This window comes from Campylobacter sp. RM15925 (assembly GCF_012978775.1).
GTDB lineage: Bacteria > Campylobacterota > Campylobacteria > Campylobacterales > Campylobacteraceae > Campylobacter_A > Campylobacter_A canis.
On record NZ_LIWP01000021.1, the window covers coordinates 1 to 19,330 of the forward strand.

General features: G+C 39.7%; 24 protein-coding genes. 12 read left to right on the forward strand and 12 right to left on the reverse strand.

Annotated elements, in window-relative coordinates; translation table 11 throughout:
* From CDOM15925_RS09500 to mqnP, 12 genes are all read right to left on the reverse strand, one after another.
* A partial coding sequence (locus CDOM15925_RS09500; protein ID WP_283956685.1) for an RNA methyltransferase substrate-binding domain-containing protein occupies positions 1–366 on the reverse strand: 366 nt, incomplete at its 3' end.
* Between the two features lie 35 nt (positions 367–401).
* Positions 402–1,214, reverse strand: a complete 813-nt coding sequence (gene rsmI / locus CDOM15925_RS09505) for a 16S rRNA (cytidine(1402)-2'-O)-methyltransferase (protein WP_169943173.1) — start codon at positions 1,212–1,214, stop codon at positions 402–404.
* Between the two features lie 4 nt (positions 1,215–1,218).
* Entirely contained in the window at positions 1,219–1,419 is a 201-nt protein-coding gene (rpmE, locus tag CDOM15925_RS09510; RefSeq protein WP_169943174.1) for a 50S ribosomal protein L31, read from the reverse strand.
* Between the two features lie 88 nt (positions 1,420–1,507).
* Complete coding sequence (locus CDOM15925_RS09515) at positions 1,508–2,164, reverse strand: 16S rRNA (uracil(1498)-N(3))-methyltransferase (RefSeq protein ID WP_169943175.1); 657 nt, start codon at positions 2,162–2,164, stop codon at positions 1,508–1,510.
* Positions 2,161–2,574, reverse strand: a complete 414-nt coding sequence (locus CDOM15925_RS09520; RefSeq protein ID WP_169943176.1) for a hypothetical protein — start codon at positions 2,572–2,574, stop codon at positions 2,161–2,163. The genes CDOM15925_RS09515 and CDOM15925_RS09520 overlap by 4 nt, the downstream gene beginning before the upstream one ends.
* Positions 2,574–2,762 (reverse strand): hypothetical protein, encoded by a 189-nt coding sequence (locus tag CDOM15925_RS09525; protein ID WP_169943177.1) that lies wholly within the window; start codon positions 2,760–2,762, stop codon positions 2,574–2,576. The genes CDOM15925_RS09520 and CDOM15925_RS09525 overlap by 1 nt, the downstream gene beginning before the upstream one ends.
* On the reverse strand, positions 2,762–3,343 hold the full coding sequence (locus CDOM15925_RS09530; RefSeq protein ID WP_169943178.1) for a 6-pyruvoyl trahydropterin synthase family protein: 582 nt from the start codon (positions 3,341–3,343) through the stop codon (positions 2,762–2,764). The genes CDOM15925_RS09525 and CDOM15925_RS09530 overlap by 1 nt, the downstream gene beginning before the upstream one ends.
* Positions 3,344–4,105: a 7-carboxy-7-deazaguanine synthase QueE gene (locus CDOM15925_RS09535; protein ID WP_169943179.1), complete on the reverse strand. Its 762-nt coding sequence runs from the start codon at positions 4,103–4,105 to the stop codon at positions 3,344–3,346.
* Between the two features lie 37 nt (positions 4,106–4,142).
* Positions 4,143–5,111, reverse strand: coding sequence for a GTP 3',8-cyclase MoaA (moaA, locus tag CDOM15925_RS09540; protein WP_169943180.1), 969 nt, complete (start codon positions 5,109–5,111; stop codon positions 4,143–4,145).
* Positions 5,112–5,250: 139 nt separating this feature from the next.
* On the reverse strand, positions 5,251–5,763 hold the full coding sequence (locus CDOM15925_RS09545) for a DUF6115 domain-containing protein (protein ID WP_169943181.1): 513 nt from the start codon (positions 5,761–5,763) through the stop codon (positions 5,251–5,253).
* Complete coding sequence (locus tag CDOM15925_RS09550; protein ID WP_169943182.1) at positions 5,756–6,271, reverse strand: hypothetical protein; 516 nt, start codon at positions 6,269–6,271, stop codon at positions 5,756–5,758. The genes CDOM15925_RS09545 and CDOM15925_RS09550 overlap by 8 nt, the downstream gene beginning before the upstream one ends.
* The gene (gene mqnP, locus CDOM15925_RS09555; RefSeq protein WP_169943183.1) at positions 6,268–7,134 is read right to left on the reverse strand and encodes a menaquinone biosynthesis prenyltransferase MqnP; all 867 of its coding nucleotides are present in this window, start codon (positions 7,132–7,134) and stop codon (positions 6,268–6,270) included. Before mqnP ends, CDOM15925_RS09550 begins: the two co-directional genes overlap by 4 nt.
* Before the next feature lie 94 nt (positions 7,135–7,228).
* Here mqnP and CDOM15925_RS09560 point away from each other — a divergent pair, with 94 nt between their 5' ends.
* From CDOM15925_RS09560 to CDOM15925_RS09615, 12 genes are all read left to right on the forward strand, one after another.
* Complete coding sequence (locus tag CDOM15925_RS09560; protein ID WP_169943184.1) at positions 7,229–8,431, forward strand: NAD(P)/FAD-dependent oxidoreductase; 1,203 nt, start codon at positions 7,229–7,231, stop codon at positions 8,429–8,431.
* Entirely contained in the window at positions 8,428–9,384 is a 957-nt protein-coding gene (locus CDOM15925_RS09565) for a tRNA (adenosine(37)-N6)-dimethylallyltransferase (protein ID WP_169943185.1), read from the forward strand. Before CDOM15925_RS09560 ends, CDOM15925_RS09565 begins: the two co-directional genes overlap by 4 nt.
* A gap of 53 nt (positions 9,385–9,437) precedes the next feature.
* A complete protein-coding gene (locus CDOM15925_RS09570; protein ID WP_169943186.1) occupies positions 9,438–10,511 on the forward strand; it encodes an epoxyqueuosine reductase QueH in 1,074 nt (357 codons plus the stop codon).
* 122 nt (positions 10,512–10,633) lie between these two features.
* Positions 10,634–11,080 (forward strand): 3-hydroxyacyl-ACP dehydratase FabZ, encoded by a 447-nt coding sequence (gene fabZ, locus CDOM15925_RS09575; protein WP_169943187.1) that lies wholly within the window; start codon positions 10,634–10,636, stop codon positions 11,078–11,080.
* 10 nt (positions 11,081–11,090) lie between these two features.
* A complete protein-coding gene (lpxA, locus tag CDOM15925_RS09580; RefSeq protein ID WP_169943188.1) occupies positions 11,091–11,879 on the forward strand; it encodes an acyl-ACP--UDP-N-acetylglucosamine O-acyltransferase in 789 nt (262 codons plus the stop codon).
* Positions 11,879–13,111 (forward strand): ATP-dependent Clp protease ATP-binding subunit ClpX, encoded by a 1,233-nt coding sequence (clpX, locus tag CDOM15925_RS09585; RefSeq protein WP_169943189.1) that lies wholly within the window; start codon positions 11,879–11,881, stop codon positions 13,109–13,111. The genes lpxA and clpX overlap by 1 nt, the downstream gene beginning before the upstream one ends.
* A gap of 15 nt (positions 13,112–13,126) precedes the next feature.
* A complete protein-coding gene (locus CDOM15925_RS09590; RefSeq protein ID WP_169943190.1) occupies positions 13,127–14,164 on the forward strand; it encodes a rod shape-determining protein in 1,038 nt (345 codons plus the stop codon).
* Positions 14,154–14,909 (forward strand): rod shape-determining protein MreC, encoded by a 756-nt coding sequence (mreC, locus tag CDOM15925_RS09595; protein WP_169943191.1) that lies wholly within the window; start codon positions 14,154–14,156, stop codon positions 14,907–14,909. The genes CDOM15925_RS09590 and mreC overlap by 11 nt, the downstream gene beginning before the upstream one ends.
* Positions 14,909–18,184, forward strand: a complete 3,276-nt coding sequence (carB, locus tag CDOM15925_RS09600; protein ID WP_169943192.1) for a carbamoyl-phosphate synthase large subunit — start codon at positions 14,909–14,911, stop codon at positions 18,182–18,184. Before mreC ends, carB begins: the two co-directional genes overlap by 1 nt.
* 97 nt (positions 18,185–18,281) lie before the next feature.
* Complete coding sequence (locus CDOM15925_RS09605) at positions 18,282–18,986, forward strand: type II restriction enzyme NmeDI-related protein (protein ID WP_169943193.1); 705 nt, start codon at positions 18,282–18,284, stop codon at positions 18,984–18,986.
* Positions 18,976–19,158, forward strand: a complete 183-nt coding sequence (locus CDOM15925_RS09610; protein WP_169943194.1) for a DpnD/PcfM family protein — start codon at positions 18,976–18,978, stop codon at positions 19,156–19,158. The genes CDOM15925_RS09605 and CDOM15925_RS09610 overlap by 11 nt, the downstream gene beginning before the upstream one ends.
* Before the next feature lie 14 nt (positions 19,159–19,172).
* Positions 19,173–19,330: DpnII family type II restriction endonuclease (locus CDOM15925_RS09615; RefSeq protein WP_283956686.1), on the forward strand; the 158-nt coding region annotated here is incomplete at its 3' end.

Consider the following 19,330-nt stretch of genomic DNA (forward strand, 5'->3'; position numbering starts at 1 on the left):
TTCTATCGCAAGATTTTTAGCTATGATTATCACTCCTTCACACCCCAAAGCGTGAGCAGTTCTGATGATAGCGCCTATGTTTCCTATGTCACTAAGTCCGTATAGAACGGTTATAAAATTTCTCTTTTTCAGCTCGTCAAATTGCTTGAATTTAAACTCTTCAACTTCGGCTAAAAAGCCTTGGTGATTGCCTCCGCGTGCAAGAGCTTGGGCTTTTTGATTATCCACTCGCTTGATAGGCGCTCCTACCGAGGCTATTTGCGAAAAGGTAGCCTTATCGCACTCTTTTGCAAGATAGATAGTTTTGACGCTTTTTTTGTAGCGTTTTATGATGTGTAAAAATAGCTGTTTTCCATATATAATCATCGGCTCATAATAGCTAAAAATCAGTAAAATTTAGCTTATTTGGTCAAATTTTCATATATTTTTTTGACATTTTCGCCAGTGATTTTGGCGATTAGTTTTGCCTTGGTTTTTGGAGGGATATCAAGAGAGGCGATATCTTGTATGGTTATTTTTTCGTTGCTTTGATGTGGGCTTTTGTCAATGACTATAGACCACTCGCCTTTTAAATTGGAGCTTTTAAGAATTTGGCTTAACTCTTTTGCGGTTGTGCTAAATTTGGTTTCAAATTTTTTAGTCGCTTCTTTGATCGCAAAAAGCTCTCTTTGTGGATCTAAATTTGCTATTTGCTCCACTAGAGCAAGCACTCTTTTGGGACTTTCGTATATGATGACCGGATAGGGCGAATTAAGCGCATTTTGTATCGCTACTGCACGTTCTTTGCCTGTATTTGGTAAAAAGCCTAAAAACGTAAATTCCTTATCGCAAAGCCCGCTTGCTACAACTGCTAAAAGTAGAGCGCTTGAACCGCTTAATACTTCATACTCGATATTGTTTTTTATCGCAAATTTTATTAATTCAACTCCCGGATCGCTAATCGCAGGCATTCCCGCATCGCTTACATAAGCAACGGTTTTTTTGAAAATTTCCGTATCTAAATTTGAAAGAATTTGAGCTTCGTTGTGAGAGTGAAGTGAGATAAATTTTTCTATCTTGATATCTGTATTAAAGCGAGAATTTAAAAGGGATATAAGAGCTTTAGTAACTCTTGTGTCTTCACAAAATATCACTTCACATTCACGCAAAATATTTAATGCGTGAAGTGAAATGTCCTCTAAATTTCCTATTGGGGTAGGAATAAAATAGAGCAAAGTATTATTTCAAATTATATTTTTTCTTAAATTTATCAACTCTACCTGCAGAATCGACTATCTTCTCACTTCCCGTAAAGAATGGATGACACTCGTTGCAGATATCTACTCTGATTTCGTTTTTGTTTGATTTGGTTGTAAAAGTATTGCCGCAAGCGCAGGTTACTTTGCACTCAACAAATTCCGGATGAATCTCTTTTTTCATTTTTTATCCTTTTTATAGCCTATTTTATTATCTGTTTCGTTCATAGAGTAAGGCGTGATTATACAAAAAAACTTTTTAAAAATCAAATTTAGACTAAAACCTTTGCCGCAACACTTAAAATCGCAGTTTGAGATCGAAGTATATTTTTAGAATTTAGACTATATTTTTTACCTGTTTTTTCACGCTCAATTTGGCTAAATCCGCCTTCTGGACCAATTATTAAAAGCTCGGTTTGCTTATAATTTTCAAAATTTTCTCCGCCAAAATCAACCAGCGCAATATCCTTGTAAGAGTTTAAAACCTCATCTAAATTTTTATAAATTTCAATTTGCATAAGAGAATTTCGTCCGCACTGCTCGCAAGAGTTTATTAAAATTCTCTCAAGCCTATCTCTATCGATTTTAAAGTTTTTTTGAGAAAAATCGGAGTAGAAAAATATAAGCTTGCTAACTCCGATCTCATTTAAGCTAGGCAGAGTTTTTTCTATCACTTTAGTATCTATGATGGCCCAACCAAGGCTGAAATTCAGCTCCTCGCCCTCTACGCTGTGCTTAAAAACCAAAGATAGCTCGGCACTTTTTCTATCTAAATTTGCAATTTCATATATATAATTTTGTCCATCTTTTAAATTTCTAACGTCAATTCGCTCGCCAAGTTTTGCTCGCCTTGCTTTAAGATGTAAAAACTGCTCGTTTTGAAGGCAAATTTGTTCCTCTCCCGCTTGCTTTGAGTAAAGAAATTTCATCTCACACCGCTTGCGATTAAAACCAAGGCAAGATCAAGTAAAATTTTAAATCTCATCTTTTTTCTAAAATCTATAAAATTTTTACTCTTCATGGCCACTTTTAATTTTTTAAACTCCATTACGCCAAGTCCTATTAAAAAGACCCAAACGACTATCATCACTACCGCTCTGAAGCTTAAATGAAAGTAAAAAACACTCATCAATAAAAGCCCAGTCATTAGCATAGCCGCCAAAAAGCTATAGTAAGTCGGCAAGAAAAGTCGAATTCGCTTTGCATAAGATGGCGAATTTACGCCAAATTCTATAAGGCAAAAGTGTATGATGATGAGTGCTATTAATATAACGGCAATCGCCAAATGAAGGCTAAGCGCCATTTCGTAAAGCTCTTTTAAACTCTCGTTAAATTCCATTATTTCCCTTCGACTACCGGTTCAGGCGGTAAATTTTCATCTATGGTTACGTTAGCATCAGGCGCAGCAATAGGCACATCGCTTGGAGGAGCTTCGTTTAGATCAAGTAAAATTTGCTTTTTTTCATCCTCGCAACCCGCAAAAAATAGCGCCGAGATTAAAGCCGAAATCCAAAAAATTCGCCTCATCATACCTCCTTTGGATTTATGATTTTTTGCCCGAGTTTTATCTTATCAAAGAGATCTTTATCGTCCCATTCGCTTATGATTTCAGGCGAAAATATAATATCTTTTAAATTTATCTCGCCCATTTTGGCGTTATATGCGTCATCCCTAAAACACTGCGCGTAGCCCGTGTCGGTTTCATGGACGATTACGCTGTGGATTTTTACTTCCCGCTCGCCGTTTTGCATAACGGTTGATTTTAAAAGTCTGTCGATTAGTACGAAAAATATCCTGCAAAACTGCTCTGCGGAAGGATTTACGGGAATTTCTATCCAACGTTTTGAGTGCTTTTTCATGTCATCTAGGTACTCTTTATCATCACCGCTAAAAAGCGTGGTTGTGTGATCGAAGCTGTCGATTAGACATTTGATATTTTGCTTCATTAAGCCAAAGTCATAAACCATGCCCGCATTGTCTAAGAAATTTGATTCAAGTAGGATTTCAGCCCTATAAGAGTGCCCATGAATGCTTGTTCTGCACCTTCTTGAGCTACAAAATCTCACAATGTGAGCGTTTTCAAATTTAAAAAGTTTTCTAATTATCATTTAAACTCCATCTTTATCGCCCCAAAGTCTTATATGAACGCGATCCGTATAGTTAAAGCCAAATTTTATGCAAAATTCAGCCACGCTTTTAGCATTGTTTTCAAGGCTTATTTTATCATAACCTTGCGGCATGCAAAAAACGTCATTATCGCAAATTTCAAGGATTTCAAAAATTTCAGCCTCCGCTTGTGCGCTTTGAATCATCTCTTTATTTATCACAAATTTATAAAAGCTCTCTTTTGCATTTTCTTTTATGGCTTTTAAAGCCGCTTGATTTATGCGTTTGGCCTTGTTTTCACCGCTTGAGCTGAGCTTGACGCTTATGGCAAAAGCGCAGTTTTTATAAATCTGAAATTTGCTAAAATCAATCTCGATCGTGCCGTTTGTCTCAAAATGCACCTCGTATTTTTCATCAAGCAAATTTTGAACCAAATTTATGAAATCTTCGTTTTTGTGATGTAAAAGCGGTTCTCCGCCGGTTATGACGACGATAGGTTTTTGATGTAAATTTTGATCGTATTTTTTAACGAGGGCTAAAATTTCTTGATAGGTTAAATTTTCGTATTTAAAGTGGCTTGTGTAAACAGCTCTAATAGTATCGCAACCCGTTAGCTCTTCGCCGGTTTTTGGCGAAATTTTACTCACGCCAAAGCCTTTGCAGGTTAAGTTACATCCCGCAAATCGTAAAAATATGGCGAGCTTGCCGCTACTTTCGCCCTCGCCTTGTATACTTAAAAAGCTCTCGACCAAATTTAAACCCAAATTTTACCTTTCAAATTTGGCGAGATTATATCAAATTTCAGCCGCCCGTTTGGTAAAAGGCTCTGCTTGAAGTTTCGTTTGCAACTCCCGCTTCCCATCTGTTTTTTTCGGGTTTGTTTTGAAGCACCTTGCGTAAAATTTCGCTTGCGCCCTTTACATCTCCCGCTTTTACGGCGTCTTTGATACTCATAGCATCTTCAAAATACAAGCACGGTATCAAAAACCCTTCAGCTGTTAATCGAATTCTGTTGCAACTCTCGCAGAAGTCATGTTTATGCGGATCTATAATGCCGAATTTATATCCGTCCTCAAGCATATATATACTAGCAGGGCTTGTAGGTAGCTTGCCGTCGCTTGTGATTTTATATTTTTGTCCGATAACGTCTAAAATTTCAGCCGCTTTCATGCCCTTAAGCTCGTCGTCTGCGTGCATGTTTTCCATGTATTCGATAAAGCGAATTTGACAACCTCTGCTCTTTGCAAACTCAAGCAAGCTTACCAGTTCATCGTCATTTACGCCTTTTAGCGCGACGGTATTTATCTTTACTTTAAGTCCTGCGTCAAGTGCGGCTTCAAAACCTGTTAAAACTTCGTGAAGCACGCTTTTTTGCGCGATAAATTTAGCTTTTTCGATTTTGAGGCTATCAAGCGACATGTTTAGTCTTTTAAGCCCCGCATCTTTAAGCGCTCTTGCGTAGTGCTTTAGCATGTAGCCGTTTGTCGTAAGGGCTAAATCTATGTCGTTTTTATAATCGTGTATCATCCTTATAAAGCTGTCAAGATCTTTTCTTAAAAGCGGTTCGCCACCTGTTATTCGGATCTTTTTTACACCCTCGTCGATTGCGACTTTGACAAATAAAAACAGCTCCTCAAAGCTAAGCAAATTCTCTTTTGGTGTCCATTCAAAAGGGGTTTTTGGCATACAGTATTTGCATCTAAAGTTACAGCGTTGTGTTACTGAAATGCGCAGATAATCAACAACTCGTCCATGCCCGTCTATTAACATCTTTCACCCTTAAACCGCTCAAAAATTGAGCAAAATTTATGAGTATTATATGTGGCTTAGCTTTATTTTTTTTTAAATTTGACCTATTTTTGTGATGTTTATTTTTTATATTTTATGTGTGTGATTAGTATTTTTTATATTAAATGAGTCTGTTTAGCTTTAAGACAAGTTCGACTTTACCGACCCCAACGCGTAAGCTTTTAGCTATGCTTTCTATGCTTTTGCCGGTGTTGTATAGATCAATGATACGCATCTCATCGCTTTCTTCGCCAAAAGATGAAATTTTATTTATATCTTTTGTGCGCTCTTCAAGAGAATAAAGCCTATTTTGTTGCTCGACTTGAAAATTTCCTATCGACTCTTCTATGCCTTGTAAGGTCTTAATAATAGGCGTAATTTTAGAGTTTATTACGTTGTTTAGTCTTTGCTCTAGCCTACCTTCTATCTCTTCTGCGTCAAGATCTGCGATGCCTGAGGTTTCTATATTTTTAAGCTGTTTTTTTATCAGATGATTTTCTTGTATGATGCTTTCGATTACCTTTTCATAGCGAGCGAATTTTTTTGAAGTCTCGGCGTCTTTTACGAGTATAAGTATAAAAAGAATGAGTAAAACCAAGCCAAATCCGCCGTAAATTAAGATTTCATTATCCATTTGTTCCCTTTAATTCGCGTATCATCACGCGCTCTCTAGCCGTTACATATCCGTTGTAGTCGCTCTCATCGCTTTCATGCATCTTTGTTATCTTGGCAGTTTTTTCATCAACCGCTTCAAAAAACACCGCTAAATCCCGCTTTGGAAATATAGGCATTGAAATTCTAGCGTAATAATTGCTATTTGGCTTAAATTTAGCCTCTTTTATCGCAAAAATTTCAAAACCTATGCCTTCTATTACCGAGCTTTCATTAAGCTCAAGCTTTGAAATTTTTTCGTTTTTCAAATACGCATTTAGCTCGTCAAATTTGCGGTGAAGTTCGGTTATGAGCGTTAGCAATACTTGATCGCTCTCTTTGGTTTCGCCCCTTGCTTTAGCGCGCTTTAGCCACTGTCCTAACGGATCGTCCTCGCTTCCGCTTAGCTTATCGAATTCAATCGTAAATTCATCTTTTCTGTCTAAAATTTCTTCAAAAACGATATCTAAATTTGCAGGATAAAGCCTCATAAATCTATCCATATAAATATAAAAAACATAATTCCAAGATAGCCGTTTAGCGTGAAAAAGGCTCTATCTATCTTGCTAAAATCCTTGCGAACGATTTTGTGTTCGGCAAATAAAATCACTCCGCTTAATAAAACCCCAACAAATGCCCAAGCGCCTAAATTTGCAGCCCAAGCAAAGAGTAGCCAAAACAAAACCGCATTTACGTGAAAAAGTGCGGAGATAAACATCGTAGCTTTTTGCCCGTAAATGGAAGGTATGCTAAAAAGCCCCTTTTGCTTATCAAATTCCATATCTTGAAGCGAATAAAGCAGGTCAAATCCCGCCACCCAAAACATCACTCCAAGGCACAGTAGCGCGCTCCAAAGCGGTATGCTCGCACTTATCGCCACCGCCCCTGCGATCGGAGCTAAACCAAGCGATAAACCAAGCACCAAATGCGCAAGTTCGCTGAAGCGCTTAAAGAGCGAATATCCGCCAAGAATGATTAAAATCGGAAAAGATAGCCAAAATGCAAAATCGTTTATAAGCCAAGCGACTATGACAAAGATCGCCGCATTTGCGATGATAAAAACAAGCAAATTCCCCCTGCCTATGCGCCCGTCAACGCTTGGACGATTTGCGGTGCGCGGGTTTAATTTATCTATATCCTCATCCATATAGCGGTTGAAAGCCATCGCGAAATTTCTGGCACTCACCGCACAGATTATGCCTAAAATCAACAGCTTCCAGCCAAACCAAGCCGAGTTATTTATCTGTTTGCTTGCAACTATCATCGCCGTAAAGATAAACGGCAACGCAAAAATAGAGTGCTTAAATACGATTAGTTCGCCGATATCTTTTAGTGTCGTCAGAAATTTTTGCATATTTTTCCATAAATTTAAGTTTGGCGTTATTTTATCTTAAATTACAAAAATTTGCTAAAATTAAGCCGCTCAAGATAAATTTAAAGGAAAACCTATGAAAGACGTAGTGGTTATAGGAAGCGGAATTTCAGGGCTTTTTAGCGCTTATTGGTGTGTTAAAAACTCTCTTAGCGTAAGCGTGGTATCCAAATCGCAAAAGCCTGAAACTAACGGCTTAAATACGCTAAATTTATTTTTAGGCGCACATCGAAGTTTGTTTGACGAAGTTTTAAAATTTGCTAGAGGAGACGGCTTTGTAGGGTTTAAAAATTTAGCCGATAAAGCGTTTTTAAACTGGCTTTTAAAATTTGGCGTAAATCAAACGAGACCTAGTAAAAAGCTTGAAATTTTAACTCGTAGATACGGCTTAAAAAGTTATGAAATTTACCAAAATTTAGCAAGCGAAATAGGGGAATTTGAATTTGAAAACAGAGGCGAAGCGCTTGTGTTTTTTGACGATAAAAAATACAAATTTATGCTTGAAAATATAAAATTTAACGATGAAAATTTCGAAATTTTAGATATACGCGACGAAAATACTTTGGGTCTTGTTAAAAACGGTGTAAAGGGAGCTTTAAATTTAAAGAAAAACGCAAGACTGGACGCGCAAAAACTATATGAAAATTTAAAAGCGTTTTTAGAGCGAAGCGGAGTTACATTTGTAACCGATGAGATTGTTGATTACGAAGTTGGTGCAGATGGCGTAAGATCGGTAATCGGAAGGCTTGGCAGATATGAGGCAAGCAGCTTCATCCAAGCAAGCGGAGATGATAAGAATTTGGTTAAAAAATTAGGCGTGAATTTCGATCTCATTAGTGCGAAAATTTATGAAGTAAGTTTTGAAGCAAATGAGGATATATCGCCTAAAATGCCGCTTATGATTGATGATTTCGGATTAAATATAGATGCTAAAAACGGTCTTGTAAACATCGTTACAAAGCCTCAAATAAATGCAAAAGATGCGCTTGTGGATATAAAAGAGATAAATGAAAATTTAGCCAAGCTAAAGCCTTATACTTCATTTTTTGAGCTTAAAAATCCGACTTTTAAGGCTAAAAATTTAGCATTTACGCCAAATTCTCTGCCGATATTTGGACGCGATGAGAGTTATAAAAATCTGCTTTATATAAGCGGTTTTGGGCTAAATGAGAGCCTGTTTGCTCCGTGCGTTTCTCAAATTTTAACCGATATGATAGTACGTGGCGTATCAAATGAAAATAGCGATGATGTGCTGCTTTTTTCAGGAATTTACGCTTGAAAGAACTTGCTATCATAGGCGCTACGGCAAGCGGCAAGACAGATCTTGCGCTTAAGCTTGCAAGCAAGTTTAACGGCATTATCTTAAGTCTTGACTCGCTTTGCGTCTATAAAGAGATCAATATCGCAAGTGCAAAGCCAAGCGAGGCGGAGCTTGCCGGTGTGAGGCATTTTGGGATAAATTTGATATATCCAAACGAACATTTTGACGTGGGGATGTTTTTTGAGATTTATAAGCAAGCTAGACAGTTTGCCATGCAAAATGGCAAAAATTTATTTATAACGGGCGGAAGCGGATTTTATCTAAAATCCTTGATCTCGGGACTTTCGCCAAAATTTGAGCGACTTGAAAGCGGACTTAGTAACGCTGAAATTTACGAATTTGCAAGTAAGATAGATCCTGAATTTGCCGCCAAATTTAGCCAAAATGACACATATAGGCTAAATAAATGGCTTGAAATTTACGTTCATATTTTAAAGACTGAAAATCCCGTCCAAGAGCTTGGGCTTGAAAATTTGATTAAAATCGTGCAGGGTAAGGCGGCGCAAAACTTGCAAATTTCAACCGCTCCAAGTGTTTATTTGCAAGAAAATACTTACGAGCCTATCATCTCAAATTTAAAGATTTTTGAGATAGTTTGGGAGAGGGAAATTTTGCGTGAGCGCATAAAAATTCGCACCAAAAATATGCTTGAAAAAGGGCTTTTGGATGAGGCGAAATTTCTTTTTGAAAAGTACCCTAGCGAGCCAAAACCGCTTAAGTCAATCGGGCTTAAAGAGTGCGGCGAGTTTTTAAAAGGTAGGATTGATGAAAGCGAGCTTTTTGAGCTGATTTCAACGCATACGGCTCAGCTTGCCAAACGTCAGCGCACTTTTAACCGTTCGCAATTTGAAGAGAAATTTAGCGGCTCTATCCAAGAGTGCGAAACAAAAATTCGCGAATTTTTGAGCTGATTTAAAATTTGCGGCTAAAATTGCCATAAAATCACAAGTAAAAAAGGAAAAATTTGTTAGTTCATATCTGCTGTTCCGTCGATAGCCACTACTTTTTACGTCGTTTGCGCGAGGACTTTCCTGATGAGGAGCTGATTGGCTATTTTTATGACCCAAACATCCATCCTTATAGCGAATTTTTGATGCGTTACGAGGACGTTAAGCGCTCGTGCGACGCGATGGGTATCAAGCTGATATGCGGAGAATACGACTATGAAAGCTGGCTTGCCGGAACTAAAGGGCTTGAAGATGAGCCTGAAAAAGGCAAGCGCTGCAAATATTGCTTTGATTTTCGCGTGGGAAGCTCGGCCGCTAAGGCGATTGAGCTTGGGCAAAAGTCGGTTACAACTACGCTTTTAATGAGCCCGAAGAAGGATTTTAGCCAGCTTGAAGCTTCGCTAAAAGAGGCGGTAAGCGGCTATGAGCTTGAAGCGGTGGCGGTTGATTACCGAAAAAACGGCGGCACAAACGAGCAGTTTGAGCTAGCCAAAAAAGATAAGCTCTATCATCAAAATTACTGCGGATGTATCTTTGGTCTTAGTAAGCAGCGAGAAGCGCAAAATTTGCCGTTAAGCGAGCTTGCAAGTGAGATAAACGGACGTGTTTTACCCGGCAGCATCGAAGAGCGGCTTGAGCTATATAAAAGAGTGCGAGAGTGCGAAGAAAAGGACGTGAAATTTCATCTTTCGCGCAAATATTTTTTAAACTACCGACTGCTTAGGGGATTTGTGAGAGTTGGCGGCGAAGTTGCGCCTAGCTACTTTTTGCTTTATTCAAATTTTAAGCGTGCAAGCGTGAAATTTAGTGTAAGCAAGGCAAAAGATCTACTTGACGAGCTTCGAGACGCCATAACGATGATGAATTTAGCTAAATTTAATGAAATTACGGGGCGTAAATACACTAGCGTTAGCGACCTTTGCAAAAATCCGCCAAGCGTAGAGGCTGAGTTAAATTTAAGAAGGCAAATTTGCGGAGATTTTAGCCAAAATCCAATAATCGTGCTTGATCAAATTTTAGAGGGTAGATATGAAATTTATGGCAAAAGCGTAACTTATAACGACAGCAGGGAAATTTTGGTTTTAGAGTGAATTAATGCTTAAAATTCGGCTTAAAATTTCCTGCTTAAAAAGCTAAAATTCAACTCAATAATCTTTCTCTTAGCAAAAATTAGCTAAAATCGGGTCTATATTTTAATGATTAAGGCTTAGCAGTGATAGACATAATGCAAATTCAAAAGATACTTCCGCATAGATATCCGTTTTTACTCATCGATAGAGTCGTAGAAATCGAGCCCGCAAAGCATATAGTGGCTTATAAAAACGTAACGATCGGAGAGCCGGTTTTCCAAGGGCATTTCCCCGATCATCCGATATATCCGGGTGTAATGATAATAGAAGGCATGGCGCAAGCGGGCGGAGTGCTCGCGTTTAAGAGTATGAGCGATGAACATCAGGCGGGCATTGAAAATAAGGTTGTCTATTTTATGAGCATAGATCGCGCTAAATTTCGCCATCCTATCCGCCCGGGCGACAAGCTTGAGTATCGCCTTGAAGTGCTAAAACACAAAGGAAATATCTGGGTGCTTGACGGCAAGGCTTATGTGGACGGAACTCTTGCTTGCGAGGCGGAATTAAAAGCCATGATAGTAGATAAATAGGCGAAATTTGATGAAAAATATCCATAAAACGGCGGTTATAGAAGATGGCGCCAAGATCGGCGAAGATGCGATAATCGAAGCCTACGCCTATGTCGGAAAAGACGCGGTGCTTGGTAACGGCGTGCTGGTTAAGCAGGGCGCTAGGATTGTGGGCGATACGCATATAGGCGATTTTAGTAAAATTTACAGCTACGCGATCGTGGGCGACATACCTCAAGATATCAGCTATAAACCGGAAAGCAATACAGGCGTGCGCATAGGAAAGAATGCCACAATCCGAGAATTTTGCACGATAAATTCGGGCACGCATAAAGGCGATGGGCTAACCAGAATCGGCGATGGTGCCTTTATCATGGCGTATTGTCATATCGCGCATGACTGCATAATCGGCAACAACGTAATCCTAGCAAACAACGCTACTTTAGCCGGACACGTTGAGATGGGAGATTTTGCGGTAGTCGGCGGACTAACTCCAGTGCATCAGTTCGTACGAATCGGCGAAAGCTGCATGATCGCAGGCGCAAGCGCGCTTAGTCAAGATGTAGTGCCGTTTTGCCTAGCAGAGGGCAATAGAGCCTACATAAGAGGGCTAAATTTGGTTGGAATTCGCAGAAGATTTGATAAAGAAAATGTAGAAGAGATAAATAGGGCTTATAAATTTTTATTTAGACATGAAGGCGGGTTAAAAGAGGCCGCAAGCGAGCTTATGCAAACTCAAAACAACGAAAATGTAAAAAAAATGTGCGAATTTATACTAAGCACGACGCGGGGAATTCCGCTGGCAAAAGGAAGAGAATAATGGCGAAAAAGTGTAATTTTTGCGGCGAAGTCGAGTCAAACGACAGAAGGTTGTTGTCTGATATACAAGGACACGCTTTCATATGCGAATACTGCATAAATGCCGCTTACAATATGATTTATGGCGATACCAGCCTTGAAAAAAGCGAAGAAATTTTAAAGCATGATTATAAAAATTTGACTCCAAAAGAGCTAAAAGAAGTGCTTGATAACTATGTCGTGGGTCAAGATAACGCAAAAAAGGTTTTTAGCGTAGGAGTTTATAACCATTACAAGAGAATTTTTAAGCAAAGCGAGATCGAGGATGATACCGAAATTTCAAAGTCAAATATCTTGCTTGTAGGACCTACGGGAAGTGGCAAAACGCTAATGGCTCAGACTTTAGCTAGATTTCTTGATGTGCCTATAGCCATTTGTGACGCGACAAGCCTAACCGAGGCGGGATACGTAGGTGAAGACGTGGAAAATATCCTAACTCGCTTGCTTCAGGCGGCTGATGGCGATGTAAAAAGAGCCGAGCAGGGGATTGTGTTTGTAGATGAGATCGATAAGATAGCCAGAATGAGTGAAAATCGCTCGATAACGCGCGATGTTTCGGGTGAAGGCGTTCAACAAGCGCTTCTTAAGATAATCGAAGGAAGCGTTGTAAATATCCCTCCAAAAGGCGGCAGAAAACATCCTAATCAAGAGTTTATCCAGATAGATACTTCAAATATCTTGTTTGTTTGCGGTGGTGCATTTGACGGGCTTAGCGATATTGTTGAGCGCAGGATAGGCAAAAACGTGCTTGGCTTTAATCAAGATAAACGTAGCAAAGAGGAGAGATCGAATTTGTTGCATTTACTTGAGCCTGATGATCTGGTGCACTTTGGACTTATCCCCGAACTCATCGGAAGGCTTCACGTCGTAGCTACGCTAAATGAGATAACAAAAGATGATATGGTAAGAATTCTTACCGAGCCGAAAAATGCGATTTTAAAGCAGTATCAAAAGCTTTTTGCTATCGATAAGGCGACGCTTAAATTTGACGATGAGGCGCTTAAGGAAGTTGCGGGGCTTGCCATTGAGCGAAAGACCGGGGCAAGAGGTCTTAGAAGTATAATGGAAGAGGTTATGATAGATATCATGTATGAGCTTCCTGAGCTTGGCGGATATGAGGTAGTGATAACAAAAGATGTCGTAAACGGCGATGCTAAGCCGATTTTAGTCAAACAAAACAAACTAAGTGCATAATATAAAAGGTAGAAGATGATTTTAGATCAAATTATTGGATTTTTCTCAAGTGATATGGGTATAGATTTGGGCACGGCAAATACGCTTGTCTTAGTAAAAGATAAAGGTATCATCATAAATGAGCCTTCAGTTGTCGCCGTGCAGCGTGAAAAATACGGTAAGCAAAAAATTCTAGCCGTAGGGCACGAGGCTAAGGATATGGTCGGTAAGACTCCGGGCGATATCGAGGCTATAAGACCGATGAGAGACGGCGTTATAGCTGACTTTGACATGACTGAAAAGATGATAAGGTATTTTATAGAAAAGACTCATAGACGCAAAAGCTTCATCCGCCCGCGTATCATCATATCCGTTCCTTACGGACTAACTCAAGTTGAAAGAAAAGCCGTCCGCGAAAGCGCTCTAAGCGCAGGTGCTAGGGAGGTTTTTTTGATAGAAGAGCCTATGGCTGCGGCAATAGGAGCAAATTTGCCTGTTCGCGAGCCGCAAGGAAATTTGGTTGTGGATATCGGCGGCGGAACGACTGAAATCGGCGTAGTTTCACTTGGCGGCTTGGTTATAAGCAAGTCAATTAGAACCGCAGGCGATAAGCTAGATACGAGCATAGTAAATTACGTAAAAGAAAAATACAACCTTCTAATCGGTGAAAGAGCCGGCGAAGATATCAAAATAAGCGTCGGTTCTGCCATACAACTTCCTCAGGAGCTTTCAATCGTAGTAAAAGGACGCGATCAGATAAGCGGTCTTTTAAGCAGGATAGAGCTAACAAGCGAAGATGTGCGCGAAGCGATGAGAGAGCCGCTTAAAGAGATAGCCGATGCCTTAAAAACCGTGCTTGAGATGATGCCGCCTGATCTTGCGGGCGATATCGTAGAAAACGGCGTCGTGCTAACAGGCGGCGGTGCTTTGATAAGAGGTATAGACAAGTATCTAGCCGACATCGTGAAGCTTCCGGTATTTGTTGCGGACGAGCCTTTGATGGCGGTTGCAAGAGGCACGGGCAGAGCGCTTGAAGAGATCGGCTTGCTTCAGCAGCTAACAAATGAAGAGTAAAATTTTATTTGTTTTTATAATTGGTTTTTTGGTGTCGGCTTCTCTTTATAAGAGCGAGCTTATCACCAAGGAAGTTATAAATTTTAATAGCTCTATCGTTAAAATTTACGATGATAGCGTTAATTTTATAAGAGATAAGGCAAATGAGTATTTTAGGCAAAAAGAAGAAATTTTATCTCTTAGAGCTCAAAATGCAGAGCTTGAAAAATCAGCCGTTTTACTGGCGAATTTCGCAAATGAATTAAATGAAATTTTGCTTGATAAAAACTCAAGCATTTATGAGCCGAAAATTCAGCTCGTTCGTGCTTTAAGTTACGTTAATATAAGCGATTATAATAAAATTTGGCTGGATAAATTTGAGGATTTTAATAGCTCTAAAATTTACGGACTTATTTATCAGGGCAAAAGTGCGGGTATCGTAGTTTCTAAAGACGATAGGCCTATGGCGCTTTTGCAAAACGACCCTAAAAATATATTTGCCGTTTATATAGGCAATGAAAAAATTCCAGGCATAGCTCATGGAAATAAAAACGGACTTATTATCAAATTTATCCCCCAGTGGCTTCACCCTAAAGAGGGCGATGAGGTCTATACAAGCGGGCTTGACGGGATATTTTTTAGCGGAATTTCGGTAGGAAAAGTTACAAAAGTTATAGAAGAGAGTTTGTATAAAAGCGTTTTGGTCGAACCATACGCAAAAGTTACCATCCCATCATATTTGTATGTTGTTATAAAGGAAAAATAATGCCAAAAAGAGAAGATATAAATACTATTTTGTTGATCGGCTCAGGTCCTATCGTGATCGGTCAGGCTTGCGAATTTGACTACTCGGGCACTCAAGCGGCTAAGACGCTAAAAGAGCTTGGCTACCGTGTTGTGCTTATCAACTCAAACCCCGCTACCATCATGACGGATCCTGATTTTGCGCATGCAACTTACGTAGAGCCTATAACAAAAGAAAGCATTAAAAGAATAATACAAAAAGAAAAAGTCGATGCCATACTTCCTACTATGGGCGGGCAGGTTGCTCTGAATGTGGCTATGGAGCTTTATGAATCTGGCATGCTCGATGGGGTTAAATTTCTTGGTGCAAGACCTGAAGCTATCAAAAAGGGTGAAGACAGACAGGCGTTTAAAGACGCTATGATAAAAATCGGCATGGATCTTCCAAAGAGCCACTACGCATACAGCATGCAAGACGCTATGCAGGCCGCGTCAATGATAGGATTTCCCATTATTATCCGCGCAAGCTATACTCTTGGAGGTGCGGGAAGCGGTGTGGCTTATAATATCGACGAATTCAAAGAGCTAGCCCAAGCGGGACTTGACGCAAGCCCGATACATGAAATTTTAGTAGAAGAGAGCTTGCTTGGTTGGAAAGAGTACGAAATGGAAGTTATCAGAGATAGAAAAGATAACTGCATTATCGTCTGCTCGATTGAGAATTTCGATCCGATGGGCGTTCATACGGGCGATAGCATAACGGTTGCGCCGGCTTTAACTCTAACGGATAAAGAGTATCAGGTGATGCGTGACGCCAGCTTTAAAATTTTGCGTGAGATCGGCGTAGATACGGGCGGAAGCAACGTTCAGTTTGCAGTAAATCCAAAAGACGGTCGCATGATAGTTATCGAGATGAATCCGCGCGTTAGCCGAAGCTCCGCACTTGCCAGCAAGGCTACGGGATATCCGATAGCTAAGGTTGCCACACTTCTTGCGGTCGGATTTAGCCTAGATGAGATCAGAAACGACATCACGGGCACTCCTGCTAGCTTTGAGCCTGTGATTGATTATATCGTTACTAAAATTCCTCGCTTTACCTTTGAGAAATTCCCCGGATCAAATCCGCATCTTGGCACCGCTATGAAATCAGTAGGCGAAGTTATGGCGATAGGACGAACCTTTAAGGAGAGTATCCAAAAGGCACTTTGCTCTATGGAGAAGGATTATTTCGGGTTTAATTTTTTAAATTTAGACAGAAACGACCTGATTTACGGGCTTAGAAACGCAAATGAAAGTAGAATTTTATACATAGCTCAAGCTTTTAGAGATGGATTTAGCATGCAGGAAGTGCATGAATTTAGCAAGATAGATCCTTGGTTTTTGGATCAAATTCGTCAAATTGTGGAATTTGAAGATAAGATCGATATGGATATATTAAATGACGAAAACCTGCTTCGCACGGCTAAAACCATGGGCTTTAGCGATAAGATGATAGCTCATCTGATAAATTTAAAAGACAATCTTGAACTAAGCCAAAACGATATATATTTTGCCAGAGAAAAGATGGGCGTTAGGCTTGAATACAACGAAGTAGATACTTGCGCAGGCGAGTTTAAATCAACTACCTCTTATCTATACTCTACGACCAATGTAACCAAAATAGACAGCGATGAAAATTTGGACAAGTCCAAAAAAGTTATGATCATAGGCGGCGGACCAAATCGCATAGGTCAAGGCATAGAGTTTGACTACTGCTGCGTGCATGCAAGCTACGCTTTAAGAGATCTTGGCGTAAAAACCATTATGTATAACTGCAACCCCGAAACGGTATCTACTGACTACGACACGAGCGATATACTCTACTTTGAGCCGATTGATTTTGAGCATGTACGCTCAGTCATCGAGCGCGAGAAACCCGATGGGGTGATCGTACATTTTGGCGGTCAAACTCCGCTAAAATTCGCTAAGCGCCTAAGTATAGCGGGAGCTAAGATTATAGGCACGACTGCGCGGGTTATAGATATCGCCGAAGATAGAAAGAAATTTAGCGAATTTATAAATAAAATCGGCGTAAAACAGCCTACAAACGACACCGCAACCAGCCAAAAAGAAGCCATAGAAAAAGCTAATGCGATCGGCTATCCGGTGCTTGTGCGCCCTAGTTACGTGCTTGGCGGACGAGCCATGAGGCGCGTGCATAGCGAAGATGAGTTAAAGCAATATATGAACGAAGCTGTTAAGGTTAGCAATAACTCCCCCGTGCTGCTTGATAAATTCCTTCAAGATGCGACCGAGCTTGACGTGGACGCTATATGTGACGGTAAAGAGGTCTATATCGGAGCCATCATGCAGCATATCGAAGAGGCGGGAATTCACTCGGGCGATAGCGCGTGCATACTGCCGCCGATGAGTTTAAGCGCCGAGATGATAAAAAAGGTTGAAGCTCAAACTCGCGATATAGCATTAAATTTGGGCGTTGTAGGACTTATGAACATACAGTTTGCTATCTATAAAAGCGATCAAAACTATGCCGAGGGCGAGCTTTATATGATCGAAGTAAATCCTCGCGCAAGCCGCACCGTGCCTTTTGTAAGCAAGGCTACGGGAATTCCGATGGCAAAAGTCGCAACACGCGTAATGTGGCAGGGAAATTTGCGCGAAGCTCTTGAATTTTACGACAGTTACAAAGTAGTCTTTGAAGAAGACGGTATCTTAAAGCCGCGCGTGAAAAATCACGTCTGCGTAAAAGAGGCGGTATTTCCTTTCAATAAGCTAAGCGGAGCTGATTTGATACTTGGTCCTGAGATGAAAAGTACGGGCGAAGTTATGGGCATAAGTAATGATTTTGCAAAGAGTTTTGCTAAATCTCAAATCGCTGCTAACAACTCATTGCCAACTAGCGGAACGGTCTTTTTAACGCTTGCGGATAACGATAAAATCTATGCCGCATCTCTTGCAAACGAGCTTATAAATCTGGGCTTTAAGATAATAGCCACAGGCGGAACGCATAAAATTTTAGCAGATAGCGGTATAGAGGCCGAATTCGTCTATAAGATCAGCGAAGGTCGTCCAAGCGTTGAGGACAGGCTTAAAAACGGCGATATCTCACTTGTGATAAATACCAGCGATAGCAAATCAAATGCCGAGGACGGAAAGAAAATTCGCCAGAATATCTTGCGCTTTAAAATTCCTTATTTTACCACTATCGCCGCCGCTCTTGCTGCTGCAAAATCAATTAGAAGTGTTCAAGACGGCTCTGCTCTTGAGGTGAAAAGCCTGCAGGAGTATTTGGGGTAAATCTAACTTGGCAGGTTGATTTCGCCTGCCGATATTTTAAAAATAGGATTAAAGCCGTTAAATTTATGGGCTGATGTTGGAGAATTTATAAATTACTATGAAGCAAAAAGATTTTGTCATACAAGCTATGCTGGAAAATGGAAATTTAGCCACTCTTTCTAAGCTTTATAGGCTAACCGACGTTAGTTCGTGGCAGACTAAAACGCCTTTTGCTACGATACGCAGGATAGTTCAGACAAATAAAGAGTTTTTTAAAATTCAGCCCGGGCTTTGGGGGCTTAGCGCATTTAAAGATGAAATTTTGTCAAAATTTAATCTAAAAGAAATTGCGACACAGAGCGAATTTACCCACTCTTATTTTCAAGGCATTATCACACAAATTGGAAATTTAAGAAATTTTCATACCTATGTACCGCCACAAGATAAAAATAAATTGTTTGTCGATAAAAAGCTTCACGAAGTAGCTACAGCTAGCGAAATTTATGAATTTTCATATCCGAAAATTATAAAATTTGCCAAAACCATCGATGTGATATGGTTTAACGAGCGCAAGCTGCCCCATTCGTTTTTTGAAGTAGAACATAGCACCGATTTTAAAAATTCTCTTAATAAATTTTATGAGCTTCAAGACTTTAACGCCAAAATGTTTATAGTTGCTAATAAAAATAGACGAGCACAATTTGAAAGCGTAATAGGCGCATCGATATATGAAAGCATAGCAGGTAGTGTGCGTTTTGTCGATTATGACAGCGTAGTAAATCTATATGAAAAAGAAAATTTAAGGGTACAAGTTGGAATTTGAAGTACAAATCACTGAGACTCTTGTAAAAAAGATCTTTGTTAAAGCTAAAAATAAGGAAGTTGCACGTAAGATCGTAAAATCGGCTTACGAGAAATGCGAAGTGGTTTTAAGTGCGGATGATTTTTATTGTGTGGAGTTTGAAGCCAAAGAGCAATCTAAGCCTGAAATCTAAAATTTAGGTTTTAAATGGGGCCAAATGTAACGAATTTTGATGAGTTTTTGGGACTGCTTAAGAAAACTAATGCGAATTTGAGCTATTTTACCGACTTTGAAAAGTGCGATAAAAATTTGCAATCAGTTTGTATAAAGCTTCATACTCTTAATTTTCTACTCGGTAAAAATGA